Source organism: Enterobacter sp. IF2SW-B1, assembly GCF_001743375.1.
In the GTDB taxonomy this organism is placed as follows: Bacteria; Pseudomonadota; Gammaproteobacteria; order Enterobacterales; family Enterobacteriaceae; genus Enterobacter; species Enterobacter bugandensis.
This window is the reverse complement of the sequence record NZ_MJAA01000001.1, coordinates 96448-121774: the sequence shown is the minus strand read 5'-3', so window position 1 is coordinate 121774 and position 25327 is coordinate 96448. Positions and strand designations below refer to the sequence as shown.

General features: G+C 55.2%; 23 protein-coding genes. 10 read left to right on the top strand and 13 right to left on the bottom strand.

The features are described 5' to 3' along the window. Positions 1-227: 227 nt before the first annotated feature. Together A6013_RS00550 and A6013_RS00545 are read right to left on the bottom strand one after the other, a co-directional pair. Positions 228-965, bottom strand: a complete 738-nt coding sequence (locus A6013_RS00550) for a YoaK family protein (RefSeq protein ID WP_041912015.1) — start codon at positions 963-965, stop codon at positions 228-230. 155 nt (positions 966-1120) lie between these two features. Further along, entirely contained in the window at positions 1121-1744 is a 624-nt protein-coding gene (locus tag A6013_RS00545) for a glutathione S-transferase family protein (RefSeq protein WP_069732349.1), read from the bottom strand. A 250-nt stretch (positions 1745-1994) separates the two neighbouring features. Between A6013_RS00545 and catA the strand changes: the two genes are divergently transcribed. Further along, positions 1995-2660 carry a type A chloramphenicol O-acetyltransferase gene (gene catA, locus A6013_RS00540; protein ID WP_069732348.1) on the top strand — a complete coding sequence of 222 codons (666 nt, stop codon included), beginning with the start codon at positions 1995-1997 and terminating at the stop codon, positions 2658-2660. A gap of 64 nt (positions 2661-2724) precedes the next feature. Here the strand turns inward: catA and A6013_RS00535 are convergent, their stop codons facing one another. Together A6013_RS00535 and A6013_RS00530 are read right to left on the bottom strand one after the other, a co-directional pair. After that, complete coding sequence (locus tag A6013_RS00535; protein WP_028012989.1) at positions 2725-3015, bottom strand: YebG family protein; 291 nt, start codon at positions 3013-3015, stop codon at positions 2725-2727. 69 nt (positions 3016-3084) lie between these two features. Then, positions 3085-3438 carry a helix-turn-helix domain-containing protein gene (locus A6013_RS00530; RefSeq protein ID WP_028012990.1) on the bottom strand — a complete coding sequence of 118 codons (354 nt, stop codon included), beginning with the start codon at positions 3436-3438 and terminating at the stop codon, positions 3085-3087. Between the two features lie 333 nt (positions 3439-3771). Between A6013_RS00530 and A6013_RS00525 the strand changes: the two genes are divergently transcribed. Next, positions 3772-4947, top strand: a complete 1176-nt coding sequence (locus tag A6013_RS00525) for an efflux RND transporter periplasmic adaptor subunit (RefSeq protein WP_028012991.1) — start codon at positions 3772-3774, stop codon at positions 4945-4947. A 24-nt stretch (positions 4948-4971) separates the two neighbouring features. Further along, on the top strand, positions 4972-8124 hold the full coding sequence (gene oqxB, locus A6013_RS00520; protein WP_069732347.1) for a multidrug efflux RND transporter permease subunit OqxB: 3153 nt from the start codon (positions 4972-4974) through the stop codon (positions 8122-8124). Between the two features lie 59 nt (positions 8125-8183). Here the strand turns inward: oqxB and A6013_RS00515 are convergent, their stop codons facing one another. From A6013_RS00515 to A6013_RS00505, 3 genes are all read right to left on the bottom strand, one after another. Next, positions 8184-8663 carry an Rrf2 family transcriptional regulator gene (locus A6013_RS00515; protein WP_028012993.1) on the bottom strand — a complete coding sequence of 160 codons (480 nt, stop codon included), beginning with the start codon at positions 8661-8663 and terminating at the stop codon, positions 8184-8186. Between the two features lie 137 nt (positions 8664-8800). Next, the gene (locus A6013_RS00510) at positions 8801-10189 is read right to left on the bottom strand and encodes a HAMP domain-containing sensor histidine kinase (RefSeq protein WP_069732346.1); all 1389 of its coding nucleotides are present in this window, start codon (positions 10187-10189) and stop codon (positions 8801-8803) included. After that, entirely contained in the window at positions 10189-10866 is a 678-nt protein-coding gene (locus A6013_RS00505; protein WP_028012995.1) for a response regulator, read from the bottom strand. Before A6013_RS00505 ends, A6013_RS00510 begins: the two co-directional genes overlap by 1 nt. Positions 10867-11069: 203 nt before the next feature. Between A6013_RS00505 and A6013_RS00500 the strand changes: the two genes are divergently transcribed. Both A6013_RS00500 and A6013_RS00495 read left to right on the top strand, forming a co-directional pair. Continuing rightward, a complete protein-coding gene (locus A6013_RS00500) occupies positions 11070-11906 on the top strand; it encodes a MipA/OmpV family protein (protein ID WP_069732345.1) in 837 nt (278 codons plus the stop codon). Positions 11907-12139: 233 nt separating this feature from the next. Next, entirely contained in the window at positions 12140-13870 is a 1731-nt protein-coding gene (locus A6013_RS00495) for a SulP family inorganic anion transporter (protein ID WP_045631623.1), read from the top strand. A 35-nt stretch (positions 13871-13905) separates the two neighbouring features. Here A6013_RS00495 and dmsD read toward each other — a convergent pair whose 3' ends face one another. The 3 genes from dmsD to A6013_RS00480 all read right to left on the bottom strand — a co-directional run bounded on the left by dmsD (position 13906) and on the right by A6013_RS00480 (position 17476). After that, a complete protein-coding gene (dmsD, locus tag A6013_RS00490; RefSeq protein ID WP_069732344.1) occupies positions 13906-14520 on the bottom strand; it encodes a Tat proofreading chaperone DmsD in 615 nt (204 codons plus the stop codon). A gap of 92 nt (positions 14521-14612) precedes the next feature. Then, positions 14613-17051 carry a selenate/tellurate reductase subunit YnfE gene (ynfE, locus tag A6013_RS00485; protein WP_069732343.1) on the bottom strand — a complete coding sequence of 813 codons (2439 nt, stop codon included), beginning with the start codon at positions 17049-17051 and terminating at the stop codon, positions 14613-14615. A gap of 131 nt (positions 17052-17182) precedes the next feature. Then, positions 17183-17476, bottom strand: coding sequence for a DUF1161 domain-containing protein (locus A6013_RS00480; RefSeq protein WP_047368462.1), 294 nt, complete (start codon positions 17474-17476; stop codon positions 17183-17185). Between the two features lie 69 nt (positions 17477-17545). Here A6013_RS00480 and A6013_RS00475 point away from each other — a divergent pair, with 69 nt between their 5' ends. Further along, on the top strand, positions 17546-18292 hold the full coding sequence (locus A6013_RS00475; RefSeq protein ID WP_032644870.1) for a YnfC family lipoprotein: 747 nt from the start codon (positions 17546-17548) through the stop codon (positions 18290-18292). A gap of 17 nt (positions 18293-18309) precedes the next feature. Here A6013_RS00475 and speG read toward each other — a convergent pair whose 3' ends face one another. Then, complete coding sequence (speG, locus tag A6013_RS00470) at positions 18310-18870, bottom strand: spermidine N1-acetyltransferase (protein ID WP_041910220.1); 561 nt, start codon at positions 18868-18870, stop codon at positions 18310-18312. Continuing rightward, positions 18870-19208 carry a DUF1283 family protein gene (locus tag A6013_RS00465; protein ID WP_008502414.1) on the bottom strand — a complete coding sequence of 113 codons (339 nt, stop codon included), beginning with the start codon at positions 19206-19208 and terminating at the stop codon, positions 18870-18872. Before A6013_RS00465 ends, speG begins: the two co-directional genes overlap by 1 nt. A 297-nt stretch (positions 19209-19505) precedes the next feature. Between A6013_RS00465 and manD the strand changes: the two genes are divergently transcribed. The 4 genes from manD to A6013_RS00445 all read left to right on the top strand — a co-directional run bounded on the left by manD (position 19506) and on the right by A6013_RS00445 (position 24879). After that, positions 19506-20720 (top strand): D-mannonate dehydratase ManD, encoded by a 1215-nt coding sequence (gene manD, locus A6013_RS00460; RefSeq protein WP_048958761.1) that lies wholly within the window; start codon positions 19506-19508, stop codon positions 20718-20720. A 14-nt stretch (positions 20721-20734) separates the two neighbouring features. After that, positions 20735-21754, top strand: coding sequence for a Zn-dependent oxidoreductase (locus A6013_RS00455; protein ID WP_069732342.1), 1020 nt, complete (start codon positions 20735-20737; stop codon positions 21752-21754). A gap of 72 nt (positions 21755-21826) precedes the next feature. Further along, entirely contained in the window at positions 21827-23194 is a 1368-nt protein-coding gene (locus A6013_RS00450; protein WP_028013006.1) for an MFS transporter, read from the top strand. Positions 23195-23415: 221 nt separating this feature from the next. Continuing rightward, a complete protein-coding gene (locus A6013_RS00445) occupies positions 23416-24879 on the top strand; it encodes a mannitol dehydrogenase family protein (protein WP_069732341.1) in 1464 nt (487 codons plus the stop codon). Positions 24880-24922: 43 nt separating this feature from the next. Here the strand turns inward: A6013_RS00445 and ydfZ are convergent, their stop codons facing one another. Beyond that, a complete protein-coding gene (gene ydfZ, locus A6013_RS00440) occupies positions 24923-25126 on the bottom strand; it encodes a putative selenium delivery protein YdfZ (protein ID WP_028013008.1) in 204 nt (67 codons plus the stop codon). Between the last annotated feature and the right edge of the window lie 201 nt (positions 25127-25327).

The following is a 25327-nucleotide window of genomic DNA, read 5'->3' as shown; positions in this document are numbered from 1 at the left end:
TTGTTATGCCATGTTTCGGCAGGGGTAATTGACCTATAGCAAGCGTTTGGGAAGGGTTCCAGCGAAGGGGGAAAATCAGTAACCCTATGAAATTAGTGACAACCTTAATTAAAGCCTTATGGCGTAAGGGCTGGTTGCGTGTCGGGCAGAATAGTCCTAAAGCGAATTTTCAATAGTGACAGTGTCACATATTAAAGGGCGCCCTTACGCCGAGAGTCGTTCGTTATTTAGATAGAGGCACGAACCCGGCGAACGCGAACCGAGATGCTAATGATAGAAAAAATGGCAACAATCGCGAGCAGCAGCCCAAGCGCCAGCATGGCGTTAAACCCAATCCATCTGAACAACAGCAGCCCAGCAATCCCTCCGCTCATAAACGAGAAAATGGTGGTTAAGTGAGTTTTCAGCTGACTTTTTTGTGCCGCGGTATCCTTCGAGTAATCCCTGCGAAGCATCGCCACCAGCACGGAGGCCAGTGATATGCCTGCATCCGTTAGCGTGCCGGTAATGTGCGTCGATCTCACCCGCCCTCCGGAGAGCTGCGTGGAGGTTGAATTATGAATGCCCATCAGGCCGCACAGAAAAATAATAATCTCGCGGTTGCTCGTGAGGGCGTGGAAATACATCTCGTAGAGAGAGATGCCGGTCAATAGTACCCCCTCGACGAAAAGGATTTGGCAAAAAACCAGCCTGATATTGTGGATAATGCCCCAGAGTACAATAAGACGAGCAAGGATGGCGCCGGTGACAAAAGAGAGAATAATCGAGCCAAAGAAAATCATATCGCTCAGATCGGTGGAGGAGACTTCGCTGGATAATTGTGAGGTATTGCCGGTCATGTGAGAGGGGAAAAAGCCAAATGCCCCAAGGGCGATGGCGTTAAGCAAACCTGCCGAGGTCGCCAGCCAAAGGGCAAGCCGACGATCCTCCTTATGCGTTCGTTCTTTCTTGAGTCTAATCAGCAAGAATACCTCCGGGTTGAGCTTTGCCTGAATAGTCAGGCTAGCAAAGCGGTGCAACGGGCTGTCCAGGATATGGCTTAATTATTATTCCCTCTGACGCTAATCAGGGTTTAGTAATTAAATAAAATATCCTTACTCAAGGTGTGGGCGTAAATAATTTATATCATGCCGTTATTACCGTGACGCAAAAACGCCGGGCGCTGGTTGAGGCGCTCATACCAGGCCTCAATCGCCGGCACGTCGGGCTTGTCAAACGGCGTCATCTTCCAGCGATTCACTGACAGCCCAAGCACCACGTCCGCAAGGGTAAACGTCTCGCCCGCCGCAAAGGCCCCGGTGCGCTGCAGTTGGTTTTCCAGAATGGTGATGCAGTGGTTCCACTCTTTTATTCCCGCCGCAATGCGCGCAGGGTCGTTAAAGTCCGGGTTTTTTCGTCCCAGCGCCGGGAAGACATAGCGCCAGGCGTTATTGAATTCAGTTGCCTGCCAGTCCATCCAGCGCTCAACGTTGGCGCAGGCCTGCGGCTCTGCAGGCAGCAGATCGTGACGTCCGGCCTTGCGCGCCAGATAGCGGCAGATGGCGTTGGACTCCCACAGCACGAAATCGTCGTCCATCAGCACCGGCACCATGGCGTTGGGGTTCAGCGCGCGGAAGTCATCCGTTTCTGTTGAGGCAAAACCGCTGCCGTAGTCTTCCTGCAGGTAAGGGATGCCCGCTTCTTCACAGGTCCAGAGCACTTTACGAACGTTGATGGAGGTGGTTTTACCGAGGATGTTAATCATGACGCCGTTTCTCTTCAGGGGGATTAATCATTTAAAAACAATACACCCTTTGCGCGAAGAGGGAGGGATAATATTGAGTGAGGAGTGCGCTGTACGGGCAGGTCAGCGCGTTTTAAGCGGAAACGTTACGTCTTCAGGGGCGTAATGGCGGTTATTCCGCGCCGTTTTCTCCAGAGGCGCCTGCTTGCTTAATGCATGGAAAAAATTTAGGCTAACATCAGAGATATGCTTGCTCATTAAAGGCTTAGAAATGGAAAAAATAACCCCTGAATATACGTCCGTTGACTTATCTCGTTGGGCAAGGAAGGAACATTTTGAGATTTTTCAGGGGTTCGCTCAGTCGACGTTTAACCAGACGGTTTTAATCGATATTACTGCGCTGTTAAAACATATCAAAGCGGTCGGCTGGAAATTTTACCCGACTATTATTTTTCTCATTTCGAAAATCGTCAACAGTCATCCGGAGTTCCGTATGGCCATGAGAGACAATGAGCTTATTATATGGAATGAAGCTCATCCAAATTATACCATTTTCCATAATGAAACAGAGACCTTTTCATCATTATGGAGCCATTATGATGGCAATATTCAGCACTTCCAGAAGACCTATGCTGAAGACATTTCGCGCTACGGTAATAATTTTTCTTATTGGCCTAAAGAAGAATCCCGGGAAAATATCTTTTTCATATCGGGTATTCCCTGGGTGAGCTTTACCAGCTTTAACGTCAACGTTGCGCACATGAAGAACTTTTTTGCCCCTATGTTTACGCTTGGAAAATACTATGAACAAGATGGCAAAGTATTATTGCCCCTTGCCGTTCAGGTTCATCATTCCGTGTGCGATGGTTTCCATGTGGCAAGACTGTACAATGAATTACAAGAGATGATTGATGCCTTGCCGCAATCCGGCGCGTGACGTTAATAAAAAAGCCGCAAGCAGCATACTGCTTGCGGCGTCAGGCTCGGTGACGATGTGGCAATCAGGCAGCTTTTACCGCTCTGATTTTTTTACTGTCAGCCGCAGGGGCATCGAGAGCAGGGAGCTTGCTGGTGCGCAGAATATGCTGCACGGTCTCTTTCTGCTCGGCGAGATACAGACCAAGATTTTCAGCCTGCGTTTCATCCATCTGCATTCCGCTTTGCAACAGCCAGTCGGTGAACGCGTCTGCCATATCGAGCAGCTTGTCGTGAGCGTCAGCCTCTTTCTTACTGGCAAATGTCATTTTCTCTTCACCTTTTCTTACGACAACATATTTTATTTCAACAGCCATCACGCACCTCTCATACTGTATTTATATACAGTATAACAGCTTCGGGATGATGTTGCAGTAAAAAGTGAGCTACTGGTGCATCGGCTGCGTTTCACGGCCGCCGATACTGCGTCGCCATGCGCCAGGTGCCTGACCGAATTGGCGCTTAAAGCTGCGGTTGAACGACTGCTGAGAGTCAAACCCGAGCGCGATTGCCACGTTCAGGATGGGCTCATCGCTGTGGGCTAAGCGCTCAACCGATTTTTGCAGCTTTTGCGCGCGAATATAGCCGGCGAGGGGATAGCCCGTATGCTCTTTAAACAGGCGCTGGAGGTGCCATTTCGAGTAGCCGGAGCGCCTGGAGACGGTCTCAATGTCCAGGCGACTGTCGAGGTTGTTATCAATCCAGTCGAGTAAATCATGCATAAATGCGCCAGTGTTCATCAGGTTTCCCCCACGCAGCGATAGAAAGGTATCTTTGTCTGTTGCATTTTAAGGTGGCCTGGTTTCACGATAATTGCAAGTTTTATTGTTGCATTTAAATCCTTGCCCGAAACGGGCCTTTTATCGCCGCCTCAAATAGCACATAAAGTGCAACAATTATTCTTGCACTTAGTTAGGCGCATTCCTACAATCGCCGCGATAGTGTATTCGAAACTGTTACAGTTTTGTGGCGATGAACGACACAAATGGCCTTAAGCCAGCCCGGACAAAGGAAGTGGCGCGGCACCTCCCGCTGCGTCTTGCCCGGCGGCTACAATTACCGGAATAAAAATAATGAGCCTGCAAAAAACCTGGGGAAACTATCATCTGAATGCGCTGGGAGCGATGATGCTCTCCGTGCTGCTCGTCGGATGTGATGACAGCGTCGCGCAAAATGCCGCGCCGCCCGCGCCCGCCGTTAATGCTGCAGACGTGGTTGTGAAATCCATTAGCCAGTGGGATAGCTTTAACGGCCGGATTGAAGCCGTGGAAAGCGTGCAGCTTCGTCCCCGTGTCTCTGGCTACATCGACAAAGTGAATTTCACCGACGGCCAGGAGGTGAAAAAGGGTGAGGTGCTGTTCACGATTGATGACCGAACCTATCGCGCCGCGCTGGAGCAGGCGCAGGCGACGCTGGAGAGAGCCAAAACGCAGGCCAGTCTGGCGCGAAGCGAGGCTAACCGTACCGATAAACTCATCAATACCAACCTGGTATCCCGTGAAGAGTGGGAGCAGCGCCGTTCGGCCGCCATTCAGGCGCAGGCCGATATTCGCGCGGCCCAGGCTGCGGTAGACGCCGCGCAGCTGAATCTCGACTTCACCAAAGTGACGGCTCCTATCGATGGCCGCGCCAGCCGGGCGTTAATCACCAGCGGCAATCTGGTCTCCGCGGGCGACAGCGCCAGCGTGCTCACCACCCTGGTCTCGCAGAAGACGGTTTACGTCTACTTTGACGTGGATGAGTCAACCTATCTTCACTATCAAAATCTCGCCCGCAACGGGCAGGGGGCGTCCAGCCACCATACGGCGCTACCGGTTGAGATCGGCCTTGCCGGCGAGGAGGGCTACCCCCATCAGGGCAAAGTGGATTTCCTTGATAATCAGCTCACGCCGAGTACCGGTACGATCCGCATGCGCGCGCTGCTGGATAACGCGCAGCGTCAGTTCACGCCGGGACTCTTTGCCCGCGTGCGCCTGCCGGGCAGCGCGGAATTCCAGGCCATGCTTATTGACGACAAAGCGGTACTGACTGACCAGGATCGCAAGTATGTCTATATCGTGGATAAAGAGGGCAAAGCGCAGCGTCGCGATATTACGCCGGGGCGTCTGGCCGACGGTTTACGCATCGTGCAGCAGGGGCTGAAACCTGGCGATAAGGTCATCGTTGACGGTCTACAGAAAGTGTTCATGCCGGGTATGCCGGTGAACGCGAAAACCGTCGCCATGACCGCCAGCACCGCCCTCAACTGATCACTTGACCTGAGAATCCTTCCCATGGACTTTTCCCGCTTTTTCATCGACAGGCCGATTTTCGCTGCCGTACTGTCGATTCTGATTTTTATCACAGGATTAATCGCCATCCCGCTTCTGCCGGTGAGTGAATATCCTGACGTCGTACCGCCAAGCGTGCAGGTGCGCGCGGAGTATCCGGGCGCCAACCCGAAAGTGATTGCCGAGACCGTGGCGACGCCGCTGGAAGAGGCGATCAACGGCGTCGAGAACATGATGTACATGAAATCCGTTGCCGGCTCGGACGGCGTGCTGGTTACTACCGTCACGTTCCGTCCGGGTACCGATCCGGATCAGGCGCAGGTGCAGGTGCAAAACCGCGTAGCGCAGGCCGAGGCGCGTCTGCCGGAAGACGTGCGGCGCCTGGGCATCACGACGCAGAAGCAGTCGCCAACGCTGACGCTGGTGGTGCATCTGTTCTCGCCCAACGGTAAGTACGATTCACTGTACATGCGCAACTACGCCACGCTGAAGGTGAAGGACGAGCTGGCGCGTCTGCCCGGCGTCGGCCAGATTCAGATTTTCGGCTCCGGTGAATACGCGATGCGCATCTGGCTGGATCCGAACAAGGTCGCGGCCCGCGGGCTGACCGCCTCGGACGTGGTCACGGCAATGCAGGAGCAGAACGTGCAGGTCTCCGCCGGGCAGCTTGGCGCCGAGCCGCTGCCGAAAGAGAGCGATTTCCTGATCTCCATTAACGCCCAGGGCCGTCTGCATACGGAAGAAGAGTTTGGCAATATTGTCCTGAAAACGTCGGAGGACGGTTCGGTCGTCCGACTGCGCGACGTGGCGCGTATCGAGATGGGTTCCGGCAGCTATGCGCTGCGTTCCCAGCTTAACAATAAAGACGCGGTCGGGATTGGTATCTTCCAGTCACCGGGAGCGAACGCCATCGATTTGTCAAACGCGGTGCGCGCCAAAATGGACGAGCTGTCCACCCGTTTCCCGGAAGATATGAAGTGGGCGGCACCTTACGATCCGACGGTTTTCGTGCGCGACTCCATCCGTGCGGTGGTGCAAACCCTGCTGGAAGCGGTGGTGCTGGTTGTACTGGTGGTGATCCTGTTCCTGCAAACCTGGCGCGCGTCGATCATTCCGCTGATCGCGGTGCCGGTGTCGGTGGTGGGGACGTTCAGCATTCTCTATCTGCTGGGCTTTTCGCTTAACACCCTGAGTTTATTCGGGCTGGTGCTGGCGATTGGTATCGTGGTGGACGATGCCATCGTGGTGGTGGAAAACGTCGAGCGAAACATTGAAGAGGGGCTTGCGCCGCTTGCGGCGGCGCATCAGGCGATGCGTGAAGTTTCCGGGCCCATTATCGCAATTGCGCTGGTGCTGTGCGCGGTGTTCGTGCCGATGGCGTTCCTCTCCGGCGTAACCGGTCAGTTCTACAAGCAGTTTGCGGTGACGATAGCGATTTCCACGGTGATCTCCGCCATCAACTCGCTAACGCTCTCTCCGGCGCTGGCCGCGCTGCTGTTAAAACCGCACGGCGCGCCGAAAGACTTCCCGACCCGGCTTATCGATCGCCTGTTCGGCTGGATTTTCCGTCCGTTTAACCGCTTTTTCCATCGTAGCTCTAACGGCTATCAGGGGCTGGTGGGCAAAACGCTTGGCCGACGCGGCGCGGTGTTTGTGGTGTATCTGCTGCTGCTGTGTGCCGCGGGCGTCATGTTTAAAGCGGTACCCGGCGGGTTTATTCCGACACAGGATAAGCTCTACCTGATTGGCGGCGTGAAGATGCCGGAAGGCTCGTCGCTGGCGCGCACCGACGCGGTGATCCGCAAAATGAGCGAAATCGGCATGAATACCGAAGGCGTAGACTACGCGGTGGCTTTCCCGGGGCTGAACGCGCTGCAGTTTACCAACACGCCGAATACCGGGACGGTGTTTTTTGGCCTGAAGCCGTTTGACCAGCGCAAGCACTCTGCGGCGGAAATTAACGCGGAGATCAACGCGAAAATCGCGCAAATCCAGCAGGGCTTTGGTTTCTCCATTCTGCCGCCGCCGATTCTGGGGCTAGGTCAGGGGTCAGGCTACTCGCTGTATATTCAGGATCGCGCGGGTCTGGGCTATGGCGCGCTGCAAAACGCGGTGAACACTATGTCCGGTGCGATTATGCAGACGCCGAGAATGCACTTCCCGATCTCAACCTATCAGGCTAACGTTCCGCAGCTCGACGTGCAGGTTGACCGCGATAAGGCGAAAGCGCAGGGCGTGTCGCTGACCGATCTGTTCGGTACGCTGCAAACCTATCTGGGCTCGTCGTACGTGAACGACTTCAACCAGTTCGGGCGCACCTGGCGCGTGATGGCGCAGGCAGACGGGCAGTTCCGCGACAGCGTGGAAGATATTGCGAATTTACGCACCCGGAATAGCCAGGGCGAAATGGTGCCGATTGGCAGTATGGTGAAAATCACGACCACCTACGGACCGGATCCGGTGATCCGCTATAATGGCTACCCGGCGGCGGATCTGATTGGCGATGCCGACCCGCGCGTACTCTCGTCCGCGCAGGCGATGACGCAGCTGGACGCGATGTCTAAGCAGATCCTGCCGAACGGAATGAACATTGAATGGACGGATCTGAGCTTCCAGCAGGCCACGCAGGGCAATACGGCGCTGATCGTCTTCCCGGTCGCGGTACTGCTGGCGTTCCTGGTGCTGGCGGCGCTGTATGAGAGCTGGACGCTGCCGCTGGCGGTGATCCTCATCGTTCCGATGACCATGCTTTCCGCGCTGTTTGGCGTCTGGCTGACCGGAGGCGATAACAACGTCTTCGTGCAGGTGGGGCTGGTGGTGCTGATGGGACTGGCCTGTAAAAACGCGATTCTTATCGTGGAGTTTGCCCGCGAGCTGGAAATTCAGGGTAAAGGCATCATGGAAGCAGCGCTGGAAGCGTGCCGCCTGCGTTTACGTCCGATTGTGATGACATCCATCGCCTTTATCGCCGGGACCATTCCGCTGATCCTCGGCCACGGCGCGGGCGCAGAAGTGCGCGGCGTCACCGGGATTACGGTCTTCTCCGGGATGCTGGGCGTGACGCTGTTTGGTCTGTTCCTGACGCCGGTCTTTTACGTGACGCTGCGTAAGTTCGTGACGCGCGGCAAAGTGGAAAGAGAGGTTCTGCCTGCGTAGGGATATCGCAGATAACAAAAAACCGCACTCATTATGAGGGCGGTTTTTTTTTGCGTAAATTACTGGGCTTTTTTGTACTGGGCAATCAGTTCAGGTAAAGGATCGCACCCGCTGGTATCGGCTTTCTTGACCTCGTCCAGCGCGCTTGCAACGGTGTGGCGCGCTAATACCGCGAGCGAGGCCTGCTCTGCTTCTTCGGAAATAGATTTGAAGTACCAGCAGGCGTTCGCGCTGACCACGCAGCGGGCCGGCACGTCCGGGCGCGACGCCCAGAGTTTTTTATCTTCGGTGACTGAAAGGTAGATATCGCGCAGGGTAATCTCTTCCGGCGGACGTCCAAGATGAATTGAGCCGTTGCGGCCAAGCGTTGAGACGATAATGCCGTCACGCGTGAGTGGAACCATCAATTTGCGGATAAAGCTCGGGTTGGCTTCCAGGCCGTAGGCCAGAATCGCACTCGTCGAACGTTCACCTAGTTGCTCCGCCATCGCTACGCTGAGAACCATCTGCAAAGCTGTCGGGAAGCGGTAATCTAACATTTCTCTTTCCTGGGTTGCGGTGAATCTTGTTCTTTTTGGCACCGCAGAGGTGAATAAGCAATAAACAACAATATAACAAATACGGTAATTTTTTTGAAGCAATCTGCGGCATTTGCGATCAAACACCCTGTTCCGGTTTAGCTATACGTGCGGTTCGGGAAGTCAACCGTCACCAGGAGGCCACCTTCTGCGGAAGTACTCAGGTTTACGCTGCTGCCGTGCTGCTGTGCAACGGCTTTGACAATGGCAAGCCCCAGTCCGCTCCCGCTTTGCAGCTGATTGGGATCGCGGAAAAACCGGTCGAATACGCGCTCGCGCAATTCAACCGGGATACCCGGCCCCCGATCGGAGACGCGTAGCTGGGCTGATTTATCTGCTGAGCGTACCTCTACCTGAATCCGCCCGCCCTCAGGACTGTACTTCACGGCGTTTTCAATGAGATTGTCTATAAGCGACATCAGACGCTCCCTGACGCCAGCGATCCAAATCTCATCCTCAGCGAAGAATTCCAGCTCAATCTTGCGCCCGGACGCTAGCGGCTCCAGCGCAGCCATCCGCTCTTGTATGAGCGAGGTTAGCGGCACGGGCTCCATCGCGGTGTCAATGCGCGCTTCACTGTGCATCATCAGCAGCAGCTGGTTGACAAGACGGGCCGCCCGGCTATTGCTGCGCACAATCCCTGCGAGCAGCTGCCGCTGGCTCTCGCTGCTCACCCAGGACTGCAGCGCCTCCACGTTGATGCGCATCGCGGCCAGCGGCGTACGCAGCTCGTGCGCGGCGTCCGCAATGAATACCCGTTCGCGTTCAGCGCTTTCCCGCACTCTGGCAAGAAAGTCATTAATCGCGTCCACCATCTGGCGGAGTTCCTTATGCCCGGGAACGGCCTTTAAAGGGGAGAGATCGTCAGGCGAACGTGATGAGATCTCATTAACCACCTTGCTCCAGGGGCGCATCGCAATGCGGATTGACAGCCACGCAGGAAACAGAAGAAAAGGAATGCATACCAGCAGCGGCATAATGTAGTAGCCCCGCGAGTTCAGGTAGATAAAGAAGTTCCAGCTTCCGGCAGGGGTGAAAAGGGTAACCTCCACGTCGGAGTGGGGGGATTTAAGCGTGCGGCTCGTCCAGGCGTGACCTTCACTCTGAACGCGCTGCATTTCGCCCAGTCTTGTGTTTTTTACCCCCGTAGGTGCACCATCAGAAGAGAAAATAACCTCGTTGTTTTTGCGAACGATCAGGTTAATCGACAGCTCCGGATCTTCACCGCCGCCATAGCCTTCCCGCAACGCTTTGCTGAATGCTTCCAGGGCATCATTACGATCCTGCGGGCGCTCGTCACTGAGATCAACCAGAGTAAAAATGGTTTCGTAAGTTTTACTTCCCGTGAGTATCGGAGGGCTACGCAGGTCTTCCAATAAAATAAAGGTTAAAAAAAGACACCACAGCAGGGTAAGCAGCAGCATCTGGGCGATGATAATTCGCCGTACCAGCGTTGGGCGCCTCAGTTGGTGCCAGACATTTCGCATTAATCTGTCACCTTCTGGATAGCGACGGTATCAATGACATACCCGACGCCCCGCACCGTTCGTACATAGCCGTCACCAATTTTTCGCCGCAAATTCCCCATATGCACGTCGAGGGCATTGCTGAGATTTTCCTTCGCGCCAAATATCCTCTCTTCCAGGAACCGCCGCGTGATCACCCGGTCAGCGCGCAGCATCAACGTTTCAAGCAGCGCATATTCACTGGCCGTCAACTCAACGTGACGCGCGTTCACCGTTACGCGACGCGTCGGGATATGAAGCGATAAGCTCCTGATTTCTATCGCTTCATTTTCAAAACCGTAGCTGCGTCGCGCAAGGGCTCTGACTCGCGCCAGCAGTTCGGCGAGAACGAAGGGTTTGACAAGATAGTCGTCTGCGCCAGCATCCAGCCCGCACAGGCGATCCTGCAGGGTGCCTCGCGCCGTCAGGATGATGACGGGGATCCCCTTAAGCTGCTGGCGCAAACGCGTCATCAGGCTCATGCCGTCGCCGTCGGGCAGCCCCAGGTCGAGCAGAATAAGTTCCGGCACGCCGACCTCAAGCTGATGCAGCGCATCCTCTTTACGGCGAACCCATATGACATCAAATCCTTGATCTGAGAGGGCGATACGTACGCCATTGCCGAGATCCAGGTCGTCTTCGATTAGTAAGATTTTCACATTGGTAACTGTATCAACAGTGAATGAAGAACAACTTAAGAAAAAAACGGTAGCAGGAAATCCGTCCGGTTGACAGCGCCCGCACGCGCTTCAGCGTTTCTTCATTTTCGGCTCATAAGAACCTCAGGGTGAGTATTCAGAATGAGTGCTCTGGCGTGTAAACCGCTGGCATTGCAATCATTTGAATCCAAAGGACTTCTTCAATGAGTAACATCGAACTGCGTCATACTTTCCCCTATTTACTTCCGAGCCGCAGACTGAAAAACATCGTGCCGGGCGTTATTCTGGCGTTACTGGCAACCCCGGTACTGGCGGCAGAGCAGAAACAGGGCAATGTCTTAACCCTGGGGGGAGGCGTGGACGTCGCGCCACGCTACTCGGGTTCGGATAAAAGCCGGGTCTCGGCAGCTCAGGTAGTAGATTATTCCATGGCAAATGGTTTCTTTATCAGCACTACGCGGGGTATCGGTTACGGAAACAACATTGGCAACCTGGATTACAACGCCGCAGTGAGCTATCGAACAGGCCGTAAAGATAAAGACGTGAGCAGTGATTCGATCAGCTCCGGCAGCGACTACCTGCGGGGGATGGGCGATATCAAAGGTTCCGCTATCGTGGTGCCGGGTCTGGGGTATAAGGTGACCGACTGGCTCAATCTGCAGCTGCGGGCTGAGATCCCGGTTTCTGAGAGAGACAACGGTGAGGCAGTGCATTTCGGCATTTCCAGCCCGCTCTACACATCGTCGAAAAATGCGGTGACGCTGGGGCTGACGGGCAGCTGGGGTTCCGGCAAGTACATGCAAACGTACTATGGGGTTAATGCTGCCCAGTCCACCGCATCGGGGTTTGCCCGACATGACGCCGGAGCGGGAATTTACGCCTGGTCGATGAACCTTGACTGGACCTACAGGCTCACCTCGCGCTGGAGCGTTCTCACCTCCGCGGGCGTAACGCAGCTGACGGGGGATGCGGGTGATAGCCCGATCGTGCAACGTAAAACGTCGCCAACGGGAAGCCTGAAGGTGACGTACAGTTTCTGATTGAAGGTTGCTTATAAATATGAGCGCGCAATAGCGACGAATTTGAGCCGCCCCGGAAAGATGATGGGGCGGTAGTTTTTAAATGATGTTTAACAACAGTCAGAATAATGAGTTGACTGACGTTTTATTAAGAACTGAGAGGCATCGACCTGACTCCGGAGCATTTGGAAACCATAACCTCACTGAGAAGTGTGCCAATATTACGTGGCTATAATCCCTGTCCGGAGAATAAAGTGCTCGGAAAATTATTGTTAAAGTACATGCCAGGGTTACAAAATTTGTTAGCCTACGATAAAAGCTGGCTAAAACATGATGTTAAAGCTGGATTATCCGTTGCGGCTGTAGCGCTACCCGTTGCTATTGCTTATGCTGAATTGGCGGGTGTTGGGGCAATAGTGGGGCTCTATTCCTGCGTTTTACCGATGATAGCTTATGCACTGTTTGGTTCTTCACGTCAGCTTATTGTTGGCCCTGATGCAACGACCTGCGCCGTGATTGCAGCCGTCGTGTTTCCTCTTTCTGCAGGCAATCCTGAACTGCACTGGCAACTGACGATCGTCATGACGTTGATGATGGGCGGGTGGTGCCTGCTTGCCAGTAAATTTCATCTGGGTGCACTTGCCGATCTCCTTTCTCATCCCATTCTTACAGGGTTGCTTAATGGCGTAGCCGTGACGATTATTGTCGGGCAATTAGGCAAGGTTTTGGGGATCAAGCTCGATGAAGCACAGGTTATTGAGAAAATACTGGCCTTGCCAGGCCGACTTTTAGACAGCCATGTATTAACAATAGGGATATCACTTTTAACGTTAATTATTTTAATGGTTATCAAAACGTATCGCAGCAACTGGCCAGCACCTCTGATTGCCATTGTGATAACAACGATACTGGTATGGGGAACATCTGCGCAACAGTATGGTATTGCCACGATTGGGGGGGATGGCTTCCAGCCTGGTTTACCCGTCGTTAACTGGGGTGCGTTCCAGCCCGGTCCGATGCGAGAATTAGTGATCCCGGCGCTGAACCTGGCTTTAGTGAGTTTTGTCAGTCTGATGCTGACCGCTCGCAGTTTCGCCGCGAAAAATGGCTATGAAATTAATGCTGATGCAGAGTTCCGGGCACTGGGTATTGCGAACATTATGTCTGGGCTATCTCAGGGATTTGCCATCAGTGGAGCCGATTCCCGGACCGCGGTTAATGATTCCGTTGGGGGGAAAAGTCAGCTGGTTTCCATAGTCGCGGCCTTACTGATAGGTTTAGTGGTGGTATTTTTCACGCAGCCATTACAATTTATTCCGGTATCTGCATTAGGTATTGTTCTAATGTATGCATCGTGGTCATTAATTGATTTACGTGGGTTATGGAACCTGAGGCGAAGAAATAAACAGGCATTTCGCCTGGCCTTCTTTACGTTTGGCTGTGTTTTAATCATCGGTGTAATCCAGGGGATCGGCCTTGCGGTGTTGCTTGGCCTGTTACAGTTCCTGCGTACGGTATTTCGTCCCTCTGAGCACTTACTGGGGACTGACGAAAATGGAATGATCCACTCATTAGGGAATACAACCGATATTAAAATGGTCCCGGGCGTGCTGATGTATCGATTTAACTCACCGTTGACCTATTTTAATGTGGCTTATTTTAAACGTCGGGTATTGAACCTGGTTGATGGTGCAGCAGTACAACCTAAATGGGTGGTTATTGATGCCGTGGCCTGCTTCACCTATTCAGATATCAGTGTCCTGGCAACCATTAATGAGTTAAAGCGTGACCTGAAAGCCCGACAGATTATGTTAATCCTTGCGGGCAGGAAAACGGAATTAACACGTTGGTTTAAAGAAAGTCGGCCAACGATGAATGATGATGACATGATTCTGGCGCCAGACCTCTATTTGGCACTCCGGTTCATTCAAAGCAAAGAAAGTGTGAGTGAATCAGGTGGTGATGCACAACCAAACCCTGGTTAAAGGCTTGCTCGCCACCCGCGAGCAAGCCATATCCCTTAGCGGTACAACGTCTTTTCCGCAACCGGAACAACCAACGCCGATCGCCAGTCCGCCAGCGTCAGCTGCGCAAGCCTGCCGAGCGCGATATAGAACGGATGCCCGGCGTTGTCGACAAACACCGACAGAAAGCGGGTGCTCCACGGCAGCAGATGCCACGCCAGAAGCCGAACGCACTCCGACTCGCGGCCATTCTCGGCCAGCCATGCCGCCAGCAGCAGCAGGGTGCCGAAATGATCTTCCGGTTCATTTTGCTGCATCTGAAACGCGATATTGTTTTCCCGCATCCACTGGCGCAGCGCGAGGGTTGAATCGCCAAACAGCACGGATTCACGGTCCAGCCAGACGGAACCCCACGGCGGAGCGGGCAGGGCATAAGGACCAATAAACAGCCGTTGCCAGGCATCCATCAGCGGCTCATCGGAAGATGAAGCAAAGGTTTCGGCAACGGGCAGCAGCGTTTCCGGCGGCAGGGGCCAGTCCTCTATCCATTCGCCAGCGGTAAGTGCCTGCACCAGCGGGGCTGTCTGCTCGCTGTCTGGGGCGAAGTAAAACAGCGCGCCCAGTACGCGGGCGCTGAACGCGAACGAGTCACGGTGTGAGACGTCTTTCATTAAACCTTCCTTTCTCGCGCGGTTATGTCCGCGCGACGTGATTAACCATTAATACAGACCAAAGCATAAACCAGGGTCATAGAATTCACCCCTTACACCTTCTCAATCTGCACCAGATTGGTGTGCTGCGGGTTGCCTTTTGCCAGCGGTGACGGGCGGTGCGTGGTCAGGGTGTTGATACACGAGCCGTGGTCGATACGATCGCCATTCATATTGGCATCGTGCCAGGCTCCCTGGCCCATGGCGCTTACGCCTGGCATGATGCGCGGCGTGACTTTCGCTTCTATTCTCACCTCACCGCGATCGTTAAAGACGCGCACCGTATCGCCGTTTTTAATGCCACGTTTCGCGGCATCAACGGGATTCAGCCAGACCTCCTGGCGGCAGGCCGCTTGCAGCACGTCGACGTTACCGTAGCTCGAGTGGGTGCGGGCTTTAAAATGGAAGCCAAACAGCTGCAGCGGGAACTGCGCGCGCTCGGGCGCATCCCAGCCGTCAAAGGTGGATGCATAGACGGGCAGCGGGCTGATGGTCTCATCTTTTGCCAGCTCCCAGGTCGCCGCAATATCCGCCAGCTTGCTGGAATAAATTTCAATCTTGCCTGAGGGCGTTTTAAGCGGGTTGGCTTCCGGGTTCTCGCGGAATTTTTTATAGGCCACAAAGTGTCCGTTCGGATCTTTGCGCTTATAGATGCCCATTTTTTTCAGCTCGTCATAGGACGGCAGTGTGGGATCTTTTGCGAGCATTTTGGCATACAGATACTGCAGCCACTCTTCCTGCGTTCGCCCTTCGGTAAATTTCTGATGGATATCCGGTCCGAGGCGTTTCGCCACTTCGCTCATGATCCAGTAGATAGGCTTGCGCTCAAACTTCGGCGCGGTCACGGGCTGGAGAAAAATCAGGTAACCCATGTTCCCGGCGTAATCGTTAGGGATAATGTCTTCCTGCTCGACGGTCATTAAATCTGGCAGCAGGATATCGGCGTATTTCGCCGATGAGGTCATAAAGTTGTCGATCACCACGATGGTTTCGCACTTGCTTTCGTCCTGCAGAATATCGTGGGTTTTATTGATATCGGAGTGCTGGTTAATAATGGTGTTGCCCGCGTAGTTCCAGATGAACTTAATCGGTACGTCCAGCTTATCTTTACCGCGCACCCCGTCGCGCAGAGCGGTCATTTCCGGGCCACGGGCGATGGCGTCCGTCCAGCTGAAGCAGGAAATTTGCGTTTTGACCGGGTTTTCCGGCAGCGGCATACGTTCGATAGTGATGGTGTAGGTCGACTCACGGGCACCGCTGTTGCCGCCGTTGATCCCCACGTTGCCGGTCAGAATCGGCAGCATCGCGATGGCGCGGGAGGTCAGTTCACCGTTCGCCTGACGCTGTGGTCCCCAGCCCTGGCAGATATAGGCCGGCTTCGCGGATCCAATCTCGCGGGCCAGTTTAATGATGCGTTCTGCAGGAATGCCGGTGATGCGCGAGGCCCACTCCGGCGTTTTCGCCGTGTTGTCCTCACCCTGGCCGAGAATGTACGCTTTATAGTGACCATTCGCGGGGGCACCTTCCGGCAGCGTTTTTTCGTCGTAGCCAACGCAGTATTTGTCCAGGAACGGCTGGTCCACCAGGTTTTCGTCGATCAATACCCAGGCAATCCCCGCCACCAGGGCGGCATCGGTACCCGGACGGATCGGGATCCACTCGTCTTCGCGTCCGGCTGCCGTATCGGTGTAGCGCGGGTCGATGACAATCATGCGTGCGTTAGAACGCTCGCGGGCCTGCTCCAGATAGTAAGTAATCCCGCCGCCGCTCATGCGCGTTTCCGCCGGGTTATTGCCGAACATGACCACCAGTTTGGTATTTTCGATATCCGAGGTGCTGTTGCCGTCGTTGCTGCCGTAGGTATAAGGCATCGCGCAGGCGATTTGCGCCGTGCTGTAGGTGCCGTAGTGGCTCAGGAAACCGCCGTAGCAGTTCATCAGGCGCGCCACCAGCGAAGCGTAAGGGGAGGAGCGGGTGATATTGCCGCCGACAATCCCGGAGGAGTAATTAATATACACCGCTTCGTTGCCGTACTTGCTGACCACGTCTTTCAGGCTGGCGGTGATGGCGTTCAGCGCTTCGTCCCAGCTGATGCGCTCGAACTTGCCTTCACCCCGCTTACCGACGCGTTTCATCGGGTAGTTCAGACGGTCAGGGTGGTTGATGCGGCGGCGAATGGAGCGCCCGCGCAGGCAGGCCCGGACCTGGTGATTGCCGTAGATATCCTCACCGGTGTTATCCGTTTCGACCCAGTACACTTCGTCATCGCGGACGTGCAGACGCAGCGCACAGCGGCTGCCGCAGTTGACCGAACAAGCGCCCCAGACCACTTTATCTTCTGCCGGTTTCATTGCATTTTGTACCGCGGCTGCGGCGCTTTTCAGTCCAAAAGGCAACGAAATTCCGCCAGCGGCAAGCGCCAGAGAACCTATCGCTGTAGATTTCACGAGTGTTCGACGGCTAATCCCGCCGTGATGTTCGATATCGGACATGGCTCACCCCACCATTGTGATTACATATTATTTTTCCCGAAACGATAACCGGGCTAATGATGGGGTGAGTGTTACTTATTTGGAGGTATTAAATATTAATCCTTGTCAAATCAAAGGGGATTGACGGTGATTTACTGAGGTTCAGCCGGTGCATTATCCTGATTGCCGGCCGCCGCCCCGCTGCCCGTACGGGTGTACAAAATTTTAAAGGTGTCGTTGGCACAGTGGCCCACCACCTGAGCGTCCGGCTGGTCAGCCTGATCGTTCGGCACAATGTTCAGCGTAAAACCTGACTCCGGCACGCCGTTGTTGATGATCTTCTGCTGAATGTCGCTTTTCACGCGCTCGCAGGAGTCCGGTGCCGCCAGCGCGGCCGTTGAGGCACTCATTAACAGCAGGGCGGTAATCCAGGGTAACCGTTTCATCTGTAGCTCCTTTTCTCTGTGTAGAGATTAATTTTAGCAGGCTTCGTGTAAACAACTGTATTTGCTAATATGATTGGGAATAATCTCTCTGTATTGGTAAAGAATGTGAAGAAATATGCAGCGATAACGCTCCTGGCAGCTACTCTCGCAGGGTGTGATAACAACTCCGCGCCGCTGTCGTTTACGCCCGAGATGGCGAGTTTTTCGAACGAATTCGATTTCGACCCTCTTCGCGGCCCGGTCAAGGATTTTACCCAGACGCTGTTCAACGAGAAGGGTGAAGTATCCAAACGGGTCACCGGCACCGTGTCGGCGGAAGGGTGTTTCGATACGCTGGAGCTGCACGACCTGGAGGCTAACACGGGCGTAGCGCTGGTGCTGGATGCCAACTACTACATCGATGCAGAAACCCAGCAGCGTAAGGTGAAGCTGCAGGGCAAATGCCAGCTGGCCGAACTGCCGTCAGCCGGGGTGACGTGGGATACCGACGACAACGGCTTTGTGGTGGCCGCACATGGTAAAGAGATGGAGGTGAAGTACCGCTACGATGCGGATGGCTACCCGCTGGGCAAAACCACCGTCTCCGGGGATCAGCATTTATCGGTACAGTCGACGCCGTCTAAGGATCTGCGCAAAAGAATGGATTACTCGGCCGTGAGCCTGTTAAACGATAAGCCGCTGGGCAACGTGACGCAGAGCTGCGACTACGATCGCCACAATAACCCGGTGAGCTGCGATCTGACGATCACGGACGACAGCGTCAAACCCGCCGTTGAGCGCAAGTACACCATCAAAAACACGATTGAGTATTACTGAGAATGAAACCGCGCAGGCTACTGCGCGGTTGGTTTCAGCAGGCTGGCACCTGACGGCTTGTGACCGGCCAGATGCTGATGCTGGAAAATGCACATGCGGATGGTATTCCGGTATTCACCGTTGATAAAGAACTCATGAATCAGCTCGCCTTCTACCATAAAGCCCAGCTTGCGGTAGATATGGATCGCTTTTTCGTTCTCTTTGTCCACGATCAGATAAAGCTTGTAGAGATTCAGGACGTTGAATCCGTAATCCATCGCCAGCTTCGCCGCCCGGGAGGCCAGGCCTTTCCCCTGGTGCTCCGGCGAAATAATGATCTGGAATTCCGCCCGGCGGTGAACGTGGTTGATCTCAACCAGCTCCACCAGCCCGGCTTTGTCGCCTTCACACTCCACCACAAAACGACGCTCGCTCTGATCGTGAATGTGCTTGTCGTAAAGATCCGACAGCTCGACAAAGGCCTCGTACGGCTCTTCGAACCAGTAGCGCATCACGCTGGCGTTATTGTCGAGCTGGTGGACAAAGCGCAGGTCTTCACGCTCCAGCGGCCGGAGTTTTACGTCACAGGGCGCCGACATTATGGGGCTACCGTACGACCAGTGCGGCGATCCAGGCAGCGCAGGGTGTTCGGCTCCCAGTAGGCATTGACGTTCGCACTTTGCTGACACTTATCGCGTGCGTCAAAGGCGACATCTTCTTTGTCCCACTCTTTTTCAGCACGTTTGTTGACCTTCTGACGAAGGCTGCGGGTGTCATTCCATTGTTCTTTGTCCATCGCGGCGTTCTGGCGGCTTTGCGCGCTGTCACCAGACTCAATTATGAGCTTGCTGGTTTCCGCTGTCGCAGAGGCGGCAAAGGCGAACGATGACAGCGCCAGCAGGGCTGTCAGACAAAGGCGTTTGCTTAATGTAGTCATAGCGTTTCCTTTTAAATGGGTGCAGATGAGCAAGTTTCCCCGTTCAGATTCTACACCAAAGAGCAATAACGGCATACCCGCGACACGGGTATGGAAAAGTAGAAGATATCTTCAGGTACGCTGCCTAAATGAATCGTCACCTGAAGTGAAACAGGCACAAAATGATGGGTTTTAGGGGGACGAGCAGGCGACCGTTTTTGTGATCGTTAGCCGATTTTATGATCATCATACTTGTATGGTAGTTGTGTGAGTGGGTAAATTTCCGTCATCACAGCGAACGATGTAAGGAAAGGAATTATGAAGATTGTCGCGGCTGACGTGTTTGTTACCTGCCCGGGGCGGAACTTTGTCACCCTTAAAATCACTACCGATGAAGGGATCGTTGGCCTCGGTGATGCCACGCTGAACGGGCGTGAACTCTCCGTTGCTTCCTACCTGAAAGATCACCTCTGCCCGCAGCTGATTGGCCGCGACGCGCACCGTATCGAAGATATCTGGCAATTCTTCTATAAGGGCGCCTACTGGCGCCGCGGGCCGGTCACCATGTCGGCCATCTCCGCCGTGGATATGGCGCTCTGGGACATCAAAGCCAAAGCGGCCAATATGCCGCTCTACCAGCTGCTGGGCGGCGCATCCCGTGAGGGCGTAATGGTCTACTGCCACACCACCGGGCACACCATTGACGACGTGCTGGAAGATTACGCCCGCCATAAGGAGATGGGCTTTAAGGCGATCCGCGTCCAGTGCGGCGTGCCGGGCATGAAAACCACCTACGGCATGGCTAAAGGGAAGGGGTTGGCCTACGAGCCCGCCACCAAAGGCGACTGGCCGGAAGAGCAGCTTTGGTCCACCGAGAAATACCTCGATTTCACGCCAAAACTGTTTGACGCGGTGCGCAGTAAATTTGGCTTCAATGAGCATCTCCTGCACGACATGCACCACCGCCTGACGCCCATCGAAGCGGCGCGCTTCGGCAAGAGTATCGAAGCGTTCCGCATGTTCTGGATGGAAGACCCAACGCCTGCGGAAAACCAGGAGTGCTTCCGCCTGATCCGCCAGCATACCGTCACGCCAATTGCGGTGGGCGAGGTGTTCAACAGCATCTGGGACTGCAAGCAGCTTATCGAAGAGCAGCTTATCGACTATATCCGCACCACTATTACCCATGCGGGGGGGATCACCGGGATGCGCCGCATCGCGGACTTCGCGTCGCTCTATCAGGTGCGTACCGGATCGCACGGCCCGTCCGATCTGTCGCCGATCTGCCACGCGGCCGCGCTGCATTTCGACCTGTGGGTGCCGAACTTCGGCGTGCAGGAATATATGGGATACTCCGAACAGATGCTGGAAGTCTTCCCGCACAGCTGGCGCTTTGATAATGGCTATATGCACCCGGGCGAGAAGCCGGGGCTGGGCATTGAGTTTAATGAAAAGCTGGCGGCGAAATACCCGTACGATCCGGCCTATCTGCCGGTGGCCCGTCTCGAAGACGGCACGCTGTGGAACTGGTAACCGAGGAGCAAACGATGAAAAGCGTAGTGATTCAACAGCCGAACCATCTGGTGATTGAAGAGCGTCCGCGCCCGGAGCCAGGCGCAGGGGAAGTCCGCGTCAAAATCAAGCTGGCCGGGATCTGCGGGTCAGACAGCCACATCTACCGCGGGCATAATCCGTTTGCAAAATATCCGCGCGTGATTGGCCACGAGATTTTTGGCACGATCGACGCCGTGGGCGAGGGCGTAGAACCGTCCCGGTTAGGGGAGCGCGTTTCGGTGGATCCGGTGATCAGCTGCGGGCACTGCTACCCGTGCTCCGTCGGCAAGCCTAACGTCTGCACCTCGCTGGTGGTGCTGGGCGTCCACCGCGACGGCGGATTCAGCGAATATGCCGCCGTGCCCGCTAAAAATGCCTGGCGCATCCCGGATGCGATCCCGGATAAACACGCCGTGATGGTTGAACCTTTCACCATTGCCGCCAACGTGACGGGGCAGGCTAACCCTACCGAACAGGACGTTGCGCTGATCTACGGCGCAGGGCCGATGGGACTGGTCACCGTACAGGCGCTGAAGGGCGTCTACAACGTGAAGCAGGTAATCGTCGTCGACAGAATCAATGAGCGTCTGGCCATGGCCCAGCGCAGCGGCGCGGACTGGGTCTTTAATAACGGCGAAAAGTCGCTGCAAGCCGCGCTGGACGAAAAAGGCATCAAGCCGACGCTGATTATTGATGCCGCCTGTCATCCGTCGATTTTGCAGGAGGCGGTCACCCTGGCTTCCCCGGCGGCGCGCATCGTGCTGATGGGCTTCTCCAGCGAGCCGAGCCAGATAGTCCAGCAGGGGATTACCGGTAAAGAGCTGGCGATCTTCTCCTCGCGCCTCAATGCCAACAAATTCCCGGTCGTCATCGACTGGCTTGAAAAAGGGCTGATCGATCCGGAAAAACTGATCACCCATACCTTTGACTATCACCATGTAACAGACGCCATCGAACTGTTTGAAAAAGACCAGCGGCAGTGCTGCAAGGTTTTACTGACGTTCGGGCAATAACCCTACACGCGGTTAAGAGCCCGCGAAGACGGGCTCTCAGTGGTACGCATCTTACCTTTAGAGATAGCCATTATGACGCAAGCACAACCTCAAAGAACCACCTCAGATCTGGTGAAAGCCGCCGTCTCCGGCTGGCTGGGCACCGCGCTGGAGTTTATGGATTTCCAGCTCTACTCGCTGGGGGCGGCGCTGGTATTTCATGAAATCTTCTTCCCGGAACAGTCGGCCGCGATGGCGCTGATTCTGGCGATGGGAACCTACGGCGCGGGCTACATCGCGCGTATCGTCGGCGCATTTATCTTCGGCAGAATGGGCGACAGCATTGGTCGTAAAAAGGTGCTGTTTATCACCATCACCATGATGGGGATCTGCACCACGCTGATTGGCGTGCTGCCGACCTACGCGCAGATCGGCATTTTTGCGCCCGTACTGCTGGTGACGCTGCGTATCATTCAGGGGCTGGGCGCCGGGGCGGAGATCTCCGGGGCCGGGACCATGCTGGCGGAGTACGCCCCGAAAGGGAAACGCGGCATCATCTCCTCGCTGGTGGCGATGGGGACTAACTGCGGGACGCTGAGCGCCACGGCGATCTGGGCCATTATGTTCTTCGCCCTCGATCGTGAACAGCTGCTCGCCTGGGGCTGGCGCGTGCCGTTCCTTGCCAGCGTCGTGGTGATGATCTTTGCCATCTGGCTGCGAATGAACCTCAAGGAGAGCCCGGTCTTTGAGAAAGTAAACGATGCAGAAACCGTGCAGCCGGACACCTCGCTGGGTTCAATGGTGAAAAGTAAATCCTTCTGGCTGGCGACCGGCCTGCGTTTCGGTCAGGCGGGCAACTCGGGGCTGATCCAGACCTTCCTCGCGGGTTATCTGGTCCAGACGCTGCTGTTCGATAAAGCGATTCCCACCGACGCGCTGATGATAAGTTCTATTCTCGGGTTTATCTCCATCCCGCTGCTGGGCTGGCTTTCCGACAAAGTGGGGCGCAGGCTGCCGTACATTATCCTCAATATCTCCGCCATTATTCTGGCGTACCCGATGCTGTCGATTATCGTCGATAAGAGCTATGCGCCGGGGACAATCATGCTCTCGATCATCGTTATCCATAATTTCGCCGTGCTGGGGCTGTTTGCGCTGGAAAATATCACCATGGCGGAGATGTTTGGCTCGCGAAATCGCTTTACCCGTATGGCTATCTCCAAGGAGGCGGGCGGTCTGGTGGCGGTGGGCTTTGGCCCGGTACTGGCGGGGATCTTCTGCAATATGACGGGTTCCTGGTGGCCGATTGTAGCCATGCTGGTGGCCTATTCCGTGATTGGGCTGGTTTCGGCGTTCCTGATGCCGGAAGTCCGCGACCGCGACCTCAGCGCGGCTGAAGATGCCGCCGAGGCCGCGCCGAAAGAGCGCGTGGGTTACGGCGCGGTTTCCACGCGACGCTAGCGGTTTATATCTTTCGTGACTTATCACACAACTTTTTGTTTATGTCACACCACCTGAGCAAAAGTTAATATAAATCAAAAACTCAAACGGCAGTATCAGTATGGTTGATGGCAGTAATTTTTTACCCAGACTACCATTCTAGTTGGTGTAGTCAGCAGGCGCTGCCGCTCTGGACTGGGGGCGGCAGCGATCCACAGCTTTCTAATTAGCGAGTCTTAATCATGGAAAACACCTTATTACAGGCCAACGCGACGCTGCCTCAGTACGATCGCGACAGCCTTAAAGCACGCATTGTACATTTAGGCTTCGGCGCATTTCACCGCGCGCATCAGGCGGTGTATGCGGACATCCTCGCGGCTGAACACGGCAGCGATTGGGGGTACTGTGAGGTTAACCTGATTGGCGGCGAGCAGCAGATTGCCGACCTGAAGGCGCAGGATAACCTCTACACCGTAGCGGAAATGTCTGCCGATGGCTGGACGTCCCGCGTGGTTGGCGTAGTCAAAAAGGCCCTGCACGCGCAGGTCGACGGGCTGGAAAGCGTGCTGGCGGCAATGTGTGAACCGCAGGTGGCGATTGTCTCGCTGACCATCACCGAAAAAGGCTACTGCCACTCTCCGGCAACCGGGCAACTGATGCTCGATCATCCTTTCATCGTTGCCGACCTGCAAAACCCGCATCAGCCGAAATCCGCGCCGGGCGTGGTGGTGGAAGCGCTGGCGCGCCGTAAAGCGGCGGGGCTGCCCGCGTTTAGCGTGATGTCATGCGACAACATGCCGGAGAACGGTCACGTGATGCGCAACGTAACCTGCGCGTACGCCCGGGCGGTAGACGGCGAGCTGGCGGACTGGATCGAGGCTAACGTTACCTTCCCGTCAACCATGGTGGACCGCATCGTACCGGCGGTCACACCCGATACGCTGGATAAAATCGCGCAGCTGACCGGCGTACGCGATCCGGCGGCGGTGGCCTGCGAGCCGTTCCGCCAGTGGGTTATCGAGGATAACTTTGTGGCCGGGCGTCCGGAATGGGAAAAAGCCGGAGCCGAACTGGTTTCAGACGTGATCCCGTTTGAAGAGATGAAGCTACGCATGCTCAACGGCAGCCACTCTTTCCTGGCCTACCTGGGCTATCTGGCCGGTTATCAGCACATCAATGAGTGTATGGAAGACGAACACTATCGCGTCGCCGCGCACGCGCTGATGCTTAACGAGCAGGCGCCGACCCTGAAAGTGAAGGGCGTCGATTTAGAACGCTACGCTGACCTGCTGATCGCCCGTTACAGTAACCCGGCCCTGCGCCACCGTACCTGGCAAATTGCGATGGACGGCAGCCAGAAGCTTCCGCAGCGGATGCTGGATCCTGCGCGCTGGCACCTGGTGCACCAGACGCCTTTCCCACTGCTGGCGCTGGGCGTGGCTGGGTGGATGCGCTATGTCGGCGGTGTGGACGAGCAGGGGAACGCCATCGACGTGAGCGATCCGCAGCTGGCGGTGATTCAGGCGGCGGTGAAGGGAAGTGCCGAAGGGGAAAACCGGGTTAACGCGCTGCTCGGCATTGAGGCCATTTTTGGGAAAGAGTTGCCGCGAGAAAAAGCCTTCACAGATGCCGTGATGAGCGCGTATCAGACGCTGCTGCAGAAGGGGGCAAAGACCACGGTGGCGGAGTACGTGTCGCACCTGTAATTCAACACATGCCGCCGTTCGCGGCGGCATGTTGGCGCACAATTTAGTGCATACCCAGACGAATCAGTTCAATTGGTTCGAACTTACCTTCGCATCCTTCCACTTCCACCGTTTTGCCACGGCGCACCTGCGCGGCATCCAGCCCGTCGCTGTGGATCGCCTTAATCACGCCTGTTTTGCCGGTGCCGCTAATCATGACGCGGCTGCCGGTGGTGATTGCATTGCGGTTACGGTCGTATGTCATCATGGTATTTTCTCCTCTCTAAACTTTCCGTTACGGCGCTATTTCAGGTTTTGCCGTTCACGGGGCACTATAAATACGCCTGTCTGCCAGTCATGTTTTTGTTTTTGATCAAACTCACACTTTTTTCTTTATTACATGGGGCGTTGACGCTTCACGACGGCAATTTACAAAGCAGACCGTTATTTTCACTTATTGATAGTTTCT